This window comes from Bellilinea sp. (assembly GCF_034432615.1).
Classification (GTDB): Bacteria; Chloroflexota; Anaerolineae; order Anaerolineales; family Anaerolineaceae; genus Bellilinea.
This window is the reverse complement of the sequence record NZ_DAOUBL010000191.1, coordinates 1-11,664: the sequence shown is the minus strand read 5'-3', so window position 1 is coordinate 11,664 and position 11,664 is coordinate 1. Positions and strand designations below refer to the sequence as shown.

Annotated in this window: 9 protein-coding genes; 4 read left to right on the top strand and 5 right to left on the bottom strand. The window is 51.9% G+C overall.

What is annotated here, in order from left to right; all coding sequences use genetic code 11:
• Positions 1-115: 115 nt before the first annotated feature.
• The 3 genes from VAE48_RS08730 to VAE48_RS08720 all read right to left on the bottom strand — a co-directional run bounded on the left by VAE48_RS08730 (position 116) and on the right by VAE48_RS08720 (position 3,857).
• On the bottom strand, positions 116-1,291 hold the full coding sequence (locus tag VAE48_RS08730; RefSeq protein ID WP_322792937.1) for a phosphoglycerate kinase: 1,176 nt from the start codon (positions 1,289-1,291) through the stop codon (positions 116-118).
• Positions 1,292-1,412: 121 nt separating this feature from the next.
• Positions 1,413-2,465 carry a type I glyceraldehyde-3-phosphate dehydrogenase gene (gene gap / locus VAE48_RS08725; RefSeq protein ID WP_322792936.1) on the bottom strand — a complete coding sequence of 351 codons (1,053 nt, stop codon included), beginning with the start codon at positions 2,463-2,465 and terminating at the stop codon, positions 1,413-1,415.
• A 33-nt stretch (positions 2,466-2,498) separates the two neighbouring features.
• Positions 2,499-3,857, bottom strand: a complete 1,359-nt coding sequence (locus VAE48_RS08720) for a YvcK family protein (RefSeq protein ID WP_322792935.1) — start codon at positions 3,855-3,857, stop codon at positions 2,499-2,501.
• A 110-nt stretch (positions 3,858-3,967) separates the two neighbouring features.
• On the opposite strand from VAE48_RS08720, the gene VAE48_RS08715 reads away from it, so the two are divergent.
• From VAE48_RS08715 to VAE48_RS08700, 4 genes are all read left to right on the top strand, one after another.
• On the top strand, positions 3,968-4,906 hold the full coding sequence (locus VAE48_RS08715) for an ROK family protein (protein WP_322792934.1): 939 nt from the start codon (positions 3,968-3,970) through the stop codon (positions 4,904-4,906).
• 205 nt (positions 4,907-5,111) lie between these two features.
• Positions 5,112-6,464 carry an acetyl ornithine aminotransferase family protein gene (locus VAE48_RS08710; RefSeq protein ID WP_322792933.1) on the top strand — a complete coding sequence of 451 codons (1,353 nt, stop codon included), beginning with the start codon at positions 5,112-5,114 and terminating at the stop codon, positions 6,462-6,464.
• Between the two features lie 12 nt (positions 6,465-6,476).
• A complete protein-coding gene (locus VAE48_RS08705) occupies positions 6,477-8,060 on the top strand; it encodes an ATP-binding protein (RefSeq protein ID WP_322792932.1) in 1,584 nt (527 codons plus the stop codon).
• A 93-nt stretch (positions 8,061-8,153) separates the two neighbouring features.
• Complete coding sequence (locus VAE48_RS08700) at positions 8,154-9,506, top strand: CpXC domain-containing protein (protein WP_322792931.1); 1,353 nt, start codon at positions 8,154-8,156, stop codon at positions 9,504-9,506.
• Here the strand turns inward: VAE48_RS08700 and cydC are convergent.
• Positions 9,495-11,255, bottom strand: a complete 1,761-nt coding sequence (cydC, locus tag VAE48_RS08695) for a thiol reductant ABC exporter subunit CydC (RefSeq protein WP_322792930.1) — start codon at positions 11,253-11,255, stop codon at positions 9,495-9,497. The two genes, VAE48_RS08700 and cydC, sit on opposite strands and share 12 nt — an antisense overlap.
• Positions 11,252-11,664 (bottom strand): ATP-binding cassette domain-containing protein (locus tag VAE48_RS08690; protein WP_322792929.1); only part of this gene is annotated, 413 nt, incomplete at its 5' end. The genes cydC and VAE48_RS08690, both read right to left, overlap by 4 nt.

Genomic DNA, 11,664 nt, shown 5'->3' with positions numbered 1-11,664 from the left:
TCGCAGGCGCGATTTTGGGGGAGGTGCAGGTGGGGGTGATTGGTATTGCATGCAAGGTTTTGATCTTATCCCGAGATCACGTTATTTTTAACTTAAAAATTTGGAGGAGGTTGAACTATTTATCCGCCAATGCAGCCACACCCGGCAGTTCCAGCCCTTCCAACATTTCAAGGGATGCACCGCCGCCAGTTGAAATATGGGTGATTTTATCAGCAAGACCCGACTGGTTGATCGCAGCAACCGACTCGCCGCCGCCAATCACGCTGATCGCACCGGAAGAGGCCACCGCTTTAGCGATGCCGTAGGTGCCTTCGGCAAACCTGGGGAACTCGAATACACCCATTGGACCATTCCATACGATCGTACCGGCGCCGTTGATCACCTTAGAATATGAGTCAACGGTTTCCGGACCGATGTCCAGAATCCGCCAGCCATCCGGTACTGCGCCAACCGGCATCACCCGCGATTGAGCCTCGGCATCAAACTTATCCGCAATCACCACATCCACCGGAAGGCGAATTTTGTCCTTGCCCTCCGCCAGTAACTGACGGGCAGTTTCCAAAGCCTCTTCCTCCACCAGCGAATCGGCCATTGGGTAACCCTGCGCCTTGAAGAAGGTGTTTGCCATCCCGCCGCCGATCAAAATGGTATCGGCTTTTTTGAGCAGATTTTTAATTACACCGATTTTATCGCTGATTTTCGCGCCACCCAAAATTGCAACAAACGGCCGTTTGGGATCATCAATCGCCTGCCCGAGGTACTTAATCTCTTTTTCCAGCAAAAACCCGGCTACTGCCGGAAGATAAGCGGCTATCCCCGCCGTCGAGGCATGAGCACGATGTGCGGTTCCAAAGGCATCATTGACATAAATATCCGCCAGTTTGGCAAGCGCTTTGGACATGCCTTCGTCGTTCTTTTCTTCTTCGGGATGAAAACGGGTATTTTCCAGTACCAACACCTCGCCGGGCTTCAAGGCGGCAGCAGCCGCTTCAGCCACCGGGCCAATGCAATCTTCCGCAAAGGCAACCGGTTTACCCAACAAATTCGCCAGATAATCTGCCACCGGCTTGAGAGAATATTTTGGATCCGGCCCGCCTTTTGGACGACCAAGATGCGAGGCAAGGATTACCGCAGCGCCTTGATCCAAAAGATACTGGATGGTCGGTAAGGCTGCCCGAATACGGGTATCATCACCCACAACACCATCCTTGACCGGCACATTGAAATCTACCCGCACAAAAACCTTTTTGCCTTTTACATCAATATCGCGCACAGTCTTTTTGTTGAACATGTTTTCCTCCCATCAGGGAAATGAACAGAAAAAATCAGGCAGTGAATTCCAGCAAATGTCATTGCAAGACCCCGTAAGGGGTCTTGCAATTTTCTCAATTGTTAAGCCTTCCCAAAAGGGTTTAGAGCGATTTGGCCATCATTGCAGCCAAATCGGCTGTTCGGCACGAATAACCCCATTCGTTATCGTACCAGGTAACCACCTTAACCAGATTACCACCCATCACCATATTGGAAGGAAGGTCAACGATGGAAGAACGCGGGTCGCCCTTGAAGTCCATCGAAACCAATGGGTCTGCATACGAACCGGTGGTCACACCCAGAATACCTTTCAATTTGCCGTTTGCGGCCTCAATGAACAGGGCATTCAATTCATCCTTTGTGGTGGATTTTTCAACCGTTGCCACAAAGTCCACAATGGAAACTGTCGGGGTGGGTACGCGCAGGGCATAACCATCAAACTTACCCTTCAGCTCAGGAATGACCAGCGCGACTGCTTTGGCTGCGCCGGTGGTGGTGGGGATGATATTCAAGCCAGCCGCCCGGGAACGGCGCATCTCTTTCTTATGGCCCTGATCCAGAATGACCTGATCATTGGTGTAAGAGTGGATGGTGGTCATCACAGCCGAGATAATCCCCAGATTCTCATGAACGACCTTTGCAGCCGGGGCAAGGCAGTTGGTAGTGCAGGAAGCATTGGAAATCACATGGTGCTTGGCAGGATCATACTTGTCATCGTTGACACCCAGCACAATGGTAATGTCCTCATTTTTCGCCGGAGCGCTGATGATGACTTTCTTTGCCCCGCCGGCATCAATGTGAATCCGCGCACCGGGCTTACCCTTGGCAGGATCACCAACCGCATCCGTAAACACACCGGTGGATTCGATCACAATATCCACACCCAGATCTTTCCATAGCAGTTTGGCGGGATCTTTTTCCGCAAAGGTCTTTACGGCTTTGCCATCAATGACGATGTCACTACCTACGACTTCGACCTTTCCCGGGTAAATCCCATAGTTCGAGTCATACTTAAACAAATGGGCATTCTGCTGCGGGTCAAACAAATCGTTGACAGCCACCACTTCCAGTTCATTGGGATAGTACTGCAGGATGGCTTTCAAAACCTGGCGGCCAATCCGCCCAAAACCATTGATACCAACTTTGACTGTCATGTAAAACCTCCTATTTTGTAGAAAAGAATTGGATCAGCCTCTCACATCGCTTCTTTCGCTCAGGAGCGGCTCTTCATCACGTTGGAAAACCGGACCCGTTCGATCATAAAACAGGTCCATGACGACCCTGGCAAGTTTTTTGGAATCATGCCGCCAGGGTTGGACTTCATCCAGTAAATCCGCACAATAAATCGGGTACTGCTCGCTCAAGCGTTCGTTGGGCAGAACCGGTTCAACTTTTTCGGGCAGTTGTTCGCTGACCCGATTATTACAAATGACCAGATCAAAAATCCTTCCGCCAAGATGTTTTTCAATTGCCTGAACATGATCAAGGCAGTCGAAATGATCGGTTTCACCGGGTTGGGTGGCCACATTGCAGACAAAAAACTTATATGCCCGGCTGGCATGGACAGCCGCAGCAATATCCGGCACCAGCAGATTAGGCAGAATACTGGTGAACAGACTGCCCGGACCAATCACAATCAGCTCAGCGTTGAGAATTGCCTGAATCGCCATCGGATAGGCTTTGGGGTTGGAAGGTTCCAACCAGACACGCTTCACCTTGCCGGGAGTGGTGGGGATATTGCTTTCACCACGCACACGAATATCTTTTTGGGTAGAAGGATCCACCAGATCCGCCACAAGCCGCACATCGTGTAAAGTTGAGGGCATCACCCTGCCACGAACCGCCAAAACCCGCCCCGATTCAGCAACTGCCTGCTCAAAACTACCGGTAATATCTGCCAGCGCTGAAATAAACAGGTTGCCCAGACTGTGCCCATTGACTCCCGCTGCTTCACTGAAGCGGTACTGAAAAATTTGGGTCAGTAAATCCTCATCATCAGATAACGCCGCCAGACAGTTGCGAATATCACCAGGAGGCAAAATCCCCAAATTGCGCCGCAAAGCGCCTGAAGAGCCTCCATCATCCGCTACCGTTACAATCGCAGTCAGGTTGTGGGTATATTCCTTCAGTCCGCGCAGCAACGAAGACAATCCTGTCCCCCCACCGATGACCACCACGCGCGGGCCTTTTTCCTTTCTGCGGTAACTGCTGACCGTATCCACAATCGGTTTGTCCGGACGCATAAATGGTTTCAGCAGTGAACGGTTGAATCCGATCACACTGTAAAGAATCAACCCAATCCCCACCAACGAGAACACAATTACCCGGATACCGCGGTCAAGTTCCTGAAGGGATAGCAGCGAGAGCATGGGTTGCAGTGTGTCAGGCGCATTTCGGTAAATATCCAGTGCCACCATCGTTAAACCTAACGCCACCAGCGTTGTACCGATTAAGAGAGGAATCAGCCAGCGTTTTACCCCAATACCCGGAGTCAGCCAGCGCAACTCCTGCCTGACCGATTGAAAGAAACGTTGAATTCCGGGCATCTTTTCGGGCTGCATACCACATCTATTTATAATCTTCTTTTCATCCGGCGTCAACAGACAGGCGGTTGATCAGTCAAATTTTGTGATAGTCTTCTGATATAATTTGTGACATGGATAACTTTATTGTAGCAGATATTGGCGGTACTCAAATACGGGTTGCTCTATTTGCGAGGGGAAACATTAACCCGCTGCAGGTTCGCAAAATCCGCACCCGCGATAAAGACCAGTCCCCGCTGGAACGCCTCATCAAACTGATTAAAGAAATTGGGGCAGATACACACCATGTCCGGGCAATTTGTGTGGCAGTACCCGGCTTCATTGATGCGGAAAATGGCGTCATCATAGACGCAAATAACATCCCCGGCTGGGTCAATTACCCTATTCGCCAGTTACTGGCAGAACATTTCTCAGTACCCATTCTCATCGGCAACGATGCCAATCTGGCAGCCCTGGGGGAATGGCGCTACGGCGCCGGTCAAGGACACCATCATATTTTATATTTGACCATCAGTACCGGTATCGGTGGCGGAGTCATCATAAACGACCAGTTGTTGGTTGGGTCGCGCGGTCTGGCGGCAGAATTTGGGCATGTCACCATCATACCCGAAGGGCCGTCCTGCAGTTGTGGTCAGCGCGGACACCTGGAAGCAGTGGCCTCCGGCACGGCAATTGCCCGCTGGGTGCAGGAGAAGATTGGGCTGGGATTTCCCTCTTCCCTGCAAGGAAAAACCGCGATCAGTGCGAAAGATGTTGCCGACGCTGCCCGCGAAGGGGATGAACTGGCATTGCGAGCGATGAACCGCGCCGGCACTTATATCGGTTATGCTATTGCCGATTTTTTACATCTATTCAATCCCTCCATCGTTATCCTTGGCGGCGGCGTCTCAACTGCCGGCCCAATCTTGATTGATCCGCTGCGCACCGCAATTTTGGAACGAATTATGGATCGGGCGTACCTGAATGACCTGACCATTACAACCGCCCATTTGGGGGATAATGCCGGCCTTGTCGGGGCATTGGCACTGGCTGAAAGCGGAGTTGATCCGTAAGGACTTCCAAAACCGGTTCCGATTGTTTGGCACATCCACGCTGGAAAAGCGAACTCATTTAGGCTAAAACGTCGGAATCGCCTGTGGATATTTCGGTTTGTCCTTTGAACGGATTTGCTATAATCATTTCAAGGATTGTCAATTTCAGATCATTTCGTTTTCTCTACCCTTATCACCTGACCAATCAATAATTTATGGAGGATTTATGCCGCTAAAGAACCTGCCCGGACCCCAAGCGCGGAAGTGGATCGAGCGTGATCACGCTGTAATTTCACCATCCTATCCTCGGGGTTATCCGTTCGTCATGGATCACGGACGGGGTGTAGAAGTTTGGGACGTGGACGGCAACCGTTTTTTGGATTTTTCAGCAGGGATTGCTGTGGTTTCCACAGGACACTCTCACCCAAAGGTGGTCAAAGCCATTCAAGAACAGGCTGAAAAGTTTATCCACATTTCCTCAGATTTCTATCACCAGAAATGGATTGAACTGGCAGAGAAAATCAATGAAATTGCCCCCTTTGAAGAAGACGCTGTCAGTTTTATGACCAATTCAGGTACCGAAAGCATTGAAGCCGCCATTAAACTGGCACGCTACACCACCAAAAGAACGGAGTTCATTGGTTTCTTAGGGGGGTTTCACGGGCGTACAATGGGTGCGGTAACCTTCACCGCCAGCAAAGCCTCTTATCATCGCGGTTTCTTCCCATTGATGAACGGCGTGGTTCATGTTCCGTTTGCCGATCCCTACCGCCCAATTCTGGCAAGCCGACCGGGTGAGGATTACGGCGAAACCGTTGTGCGTTACATCGAAGAGGAAATTCTGGGGCGTATCCTGCCTGCCGATGCGGTTGCCGGCATTCTGGTTGAGCCAATTCAGGGAGAAGGCGGTTATATCGTACCCCCGACTGGTTTCTTCCCCGCTCTGCGTCGTTTATGTGATCGGTACGGCATCTTATTAATCGCCGATGAGGTACAATCCGGCGTAGGGCGCACCGGTAAATGGTGGGCGATTGAGCATTTTGGCGTCGAACCCGATATTTTCTGCGTTGCCAAGGGGATTGCCTCCGGCATGCCACTGGGGTTAATGGTAGCTCGAAAATCACTCGTTACCTGGCCTAAGGGCTCGCACGGCAATACCTATGGCGGAAATCCGCTCTCCTGCGCTGCTGCGCTGGCAACGCTTGAAATTATCGAAAATGAACTGATGGAAAACGCCACCCGCGCCGGCAGCTATGCACTTGAAAAATTACGCGTCATGCAGGCAAGGCACCCCACCATCGGCGAAGTGCGCGGAATCGGGCTGATGATTGGAATTGAATTCGTCTATGACCGTCAAACCAAATTGCACGCCGATGACCTGCGTGACCGGATCGTAGACCTGGCATTTGAGAGAGGGTTATTAACCCTCGGCGCGGGTAGAAATGTCATCCGCATTTCACCGCCGCTGAGTGTCAATCTGGCCGAGCTGGATGAGGGTCTGGAAATACTGGAACAGGCCATTGCTCAGGCTGAGGAAGAACTGCTGCCCGTTCATGAGGCTGAAGCACAGCCCTGTTAAAAGGATTTTTGAATGCTACTGCCTGACTTTCGTGTCCGCCAACGGGATTATTTACTGGAAATTTCCCGCGCGCTGACTCAGGAACTCGATCTGGAAAAGCTGCTCGGACGCATTCTGGCAATTTCAATTGAAATGCTGGCCGGTCAGGCAGGACTGATTGCCTTGCGGGATGAACACGGCAGCTGGACCGTTCCGGTTTCGCACGGCCTGCCGCCTCTCTTTTTGCGTTACCTTGCCCCCTATCTGGATCAGATTACCGAAGATACCCCCCCGGACGAGTTCGAACTGCTCGAAATCAACCGCCGTTTGCGCGAACTGGCGCGTATGGCCAGCATGGGGCTGTTGAATGGGGTTGTCCTGCCGCTGGTAGCCCGTCAGATCGTTGTGGGCGTGATTTTCATCTTCCGTTCTTATCCGGATAATTTTTCCGCCAATGACCGCGCCCTGTTGCGCAGTTTTGCCGATCAGGCTGCCATTGCCGTTCAGAATGCTCAACTGTATACCCAATCCGAACGCACCACCCAGCGGTTGAACGCCCTGCTGGATTCGGTTGCCGATGGCATCCTCATCCTTGCCCCCGATCTGCGAATTGAACGCAGTAATCCGGCTGCGGCAAGACTGCTCAACCACCCGATTGAGAAAATGCAGGGAAAACCGCACGAAGAAATTATCCGCTGGGCAAAACCACCCCGGGATATGACTCTCGAACAGGCGGTGGCGGGTGGCTGGCCGCTTACAGCCCACGCACACCTGTACGTAGAAGGGGATCTCATCCGCAGTGATTCGCTTCCCCCTCTACCGGTGGGTATTACCTATGCCCCGCTGATTTCGGAGGGGATATTGTTGAATATCATCGCCACTCTGCGCGATATTACCCATTTCCGGCAGGCCGAAGAATTAAAAAGCACGTTTATCTCCATCATCTCGCATGAGCTTAAAACACCACTGGCATTGATCAAGGGTTACGTCAGCACCCTGCGCCGGGAGGATGCCCGCTGGGATCGTGAAATCGTCAATGAAAGTCTGGCAATAATCGAAGAAGAAGCCGACCGCCTCGACTTGCTGGTTGAAAACCTGCTGGATGCTTCCCGTCTGCAGGCTGGTGGATTAGCGCTCAAACTCTCCGATGTCAACGTCCCGGACCTTGCCCGCCGCACCGCTGAACGGATGCAGATCCAAACCACCCGCCACACCATCCTGACCGATTTTCCTCCAGATTTTCCGGTAATTCTGGCGGATGAGAACCGCCTGCGTCAGGTGCTGGCAAATTTGATTTCCAATGCGATCAAATATGCCCCGGAGGGAGAAATTCGCATCAGTGGCCAGGTAAGACCGGATATCGTCATCATTTGCGTCAGTGATCAGGGACCGGGCATAGCGCCAGATGATATTCCGCATGTTTTCGACCGGTTTTATCGCTCTCCTGAAGCCATGCGCCAGACCAAAGGAGCCGGTTTGGGCCTTTACCTCACCAAAGCCATTGTCGAAGCCCATGGCGGGAAAATCTGGGTGGATACCGAAAGCGGCAAAGGCGCTCGGATTTGTTTTTCGCTGCCGCGTACAGAAGAAACACCCGCCCCGCCGAAAGTGGTATAATGAAGCCCGGTATAAATTCGCCGCTCGCTGGGGCAAGAAATACCCCGCCCCAGATTTTTAAGTTATTTTTTGACAGAAGGTGAGAGAATTCGAATGGCAAAGATTCAAACCCAGTGCCCCCGTTGTAAGGCCCCCGTTGTAACAGAAATTGAGCAACTTTTTGATTTGAACGTCAACCCGCAAGCCAAACAACGCTTGCTCAGCGGTCAGGTCAATGTGATTCATTGTCCCGCCTGCGGCTACGAAGGTATGCTTGGCACACCCATTGTGTATCATGACCCTGAAAAGGAATTATTGCTCACGTTTGTCCCTTCGGAACTGGGCTTACCGGCAAATGAACAGGAAAAACTGATTGGTCCGCTGCTCAATCAGGTGATGAACAAACTACCGCCGGAAAAACGCAAAGCCTACCTGCTGCGTCCTCAAACCATGTTCACCTTTCAAACCTTAATTGAACGGGTATTAGAGGCTGACGGCATCACCCGCCAGATGATTGACGAGCAACAAAAACGGCTCAATTTACTTCAGCGCATTCTTTCCACCCCGCAAGCCGAATCTCGCCTGGAAATCATCAAGCAGGAAGAAGCCTTGATTGACGCCAGCATGTTTTCTCTGCTCACCCGTCTGATCGAAAGCGCACTGGCACAAGGAGATGAGCGGGGAGCAAGAGTTCTGGCTGCCATTCAGAAAGAACTGTTAGACAACACCACCATCGGTCAGGAAATCAAAAATCAATCCGAAGAGGCCCAGCAAGCCGTTCAAATGCTGCAGGAAGCCGCAAAAGAAGGTTTTACCCGCCAGAAATTGCTCGATCTGGTTATTCAAACCGCTGAAAGTGATGTCAAACTCAGCACCATCGTCTCCATGACCCGCAATGGTATGGATTACACCTTCTTCCAGATGCTGGCCGAACGAATTGAACAAGCCAGCGATGAAGAAAAAACCCGCCTTGAGAACTTGCGTCAAAAACTGCTTGACTTTACTCGAAAAGTGGATGAGCAGATTCAACTGCAACTGGAAGACAGCCGCAAATTACTCAACCAGATTCTGGCTGCCGAAAATGTTGAAACCGCAACTCAGGAACATTTGGGTGAACTGGATGCCTACTTTGTTGAGGTATTGCAGCAAGAATTGAACGCCGCCCGTTCCAACGGAGACCTGGATCGGATTGCCAAATTGCAACAGGTTAATGGCGTTCTTGAACAGGCATCTGCTCCGCCGCCTGAACTGGCACTGATTGAGCAGTTACTCGAAGCGCCCAGTTATGATGAGCGCATGAAACTCTTGCAGGAAAAATCCGAAATGGTCACCCCGGAATTTGTGCAAATGCTTTCCGCGCTGATTGCCCAGAGTGAAGAACAACAGCCCCCCGAAGTAGTAACCGCCTTGAAGGAGATTTACCGCATCGCTCTGCGGGTTTCGATGATGTCAGCCCTAAACCAGTAAGTGAGGTCCGGCATTCCACAACACGCGCTGCTGCGCCTGCCATAACCCGGCATACACACCGCCTGTCGCCAGCAGGCGGTAATGATTTCCCCGCTCAATTACCCGCCCTGCCTGCAACACAAGAACTTCATCTACTTGTTCCATGCCAATTAAGCGATGAGTTATCCATAATACGCCCCGCTCTTGAAAGAGGTCAAATAAGGTTTTCATTAATCTGATCTCATTCAGAGAATCCAGGCCTGCAGTTGGTTCATCCAGCAGGATAAAGGGGGCATTGCTTAACAAAGCACGCGCCACCGCCAGTCGTTGACGCTCCCCTCCGCTCAAAAATTGACCGTGTTCGCCAACCCAGGTTTCCAGTCCATTGGGTAAAGCCTTCAGCCATTCACTCAAACCCGCTAATTGGATAGCGCGGAAAAGTTCCTGATCATCCGCTTCAGGGCGGGCAATCAACAAATTCTGCCGGACAGTGGCGCTGAACAGATATGGCGCAGCCGATACAACCCCAAAATAACGGCGGATGTGGGTCGAATCGAGGTTTTTGTAGTTCAATCCATTGATCCGAATTTCCCCCTCATCATAATCCCAATAGCGAAGCACCAGTTGAACAAGGGTGGACTTACCAGCCCCGCTTTCCCCAACGACAGCAACCTTCTTTCCGGGGAAAAGGGATAAATCCATCTCCTTCAAAGCTGGCAGCGGCCGGCCCGGGTAATGAAAAGTGAGTTTGTTGATCTCCAGCCTGGGATGTTCAACCACGGGAATTTCCTGCGGCTGAAGAGGTTCAGTCACTGCGGGCGGCTGGTCGCTGATTTCAAACAATCGCCGGGCTGATTCGAGATTGCCGCGTAATTGTTGAGCCGCTTGCGGCAGCGGATTGACCGCCTCAAAACTCGCCAGGGTCAGCATGGCCAGCATTGCCAAACGGTAGCCCTCCAGAGAGCCGTTGCCGACCAGTTGTGTGCCAATACTCAGCACAATCACAAGGGTGAGGCTGGTCAGTACGGTCATCAACCCGTTGATGATCCCATTTCCCAAGACCAGTTTCCGCTGAGCCTGAGAGGTTACAGCAAGATGAGATACGAGGTGTTCCTTTTCTTTTTCTTCTCGGCTATACGCAACAATATCCGCCATCCCCTGCAGAACGGCCACGATTTCCGCATTCAATCGCGCCTTATGCTGAACATACTCCACGCCTGTTCTCTGCCCAATCCAAAACGCCAGCAAAGATAAACCGCCTCCACCTGCCAGCAAACCTCCTGCCAGCACCAGCCCCAGCCGCCAATCCACCAGCCCGATAAACCAGCCCATTCCTGCCGTGACCAGGATTGCACTCAGTGGCGGTGCCAGCACCCGAACGTAAAAATTCTCCAGCGTTTCAATGTCCCCAATCGCCCGTTGCAGAACATCCCCGCTACGATAATCCTGCAGCCGAGCCGGAGAAAGCGGCTCAATTTTTGAGTAAAACCATACCCGCAGCTGCGCCAACAGTCGAAAGTTAACCGAATGGGAAACCAGCCGTTCCAGATAGCGCAGTCCCGCGCGTGCAATTCCAAAAAAGCGGACACCCACAATGGCAACCTGTAAAGCTGCAATGCCGGGTTGCAAGGCTGCCCGCGCAATCAAGTCTGCCGAAGTGCCTAACAAACCGATACCCGCAAACACCGTTGCGGCATTCAAAACCACCGATACCAGCACCCACCCCCCAAAGGGTTTCAACAATGCCAAAAGCCGCAGGGTGGTTTTCACAATCCTCCTCCGTACCCCTGAACAAGGCGAGTGTAGTGATCATTTCGCTGGTACAGTTGAGCATGACTGCCCTGCTCGACAATCCGGCCGCCCTCTAAAACCAGGATACGATCTGCACGCATGACGGTTGGCAAACGATGAGCAATCATCAAAACCGTCCGTCCGGCACACAACTGAAGAATACTTTCCTCCAATAACTGTTCCAGAGCGGCGTCCAGATGAGCGGTCGGTTCGTCCAGTACCACAATTGGAGCATCCTTAAGAAAGGCACGCGCCAATGCCAGCCGCTGGATTTCTCCGCTGCTTAATTTTGTCCCTCCTTCTCCCAAGGGGGTTTCCAACCCCTGTGGCAGACGCAGAATCAGCTCCTCAAGCTGCGCAAAATGGATGGCATGCTGCAGTTCATTTG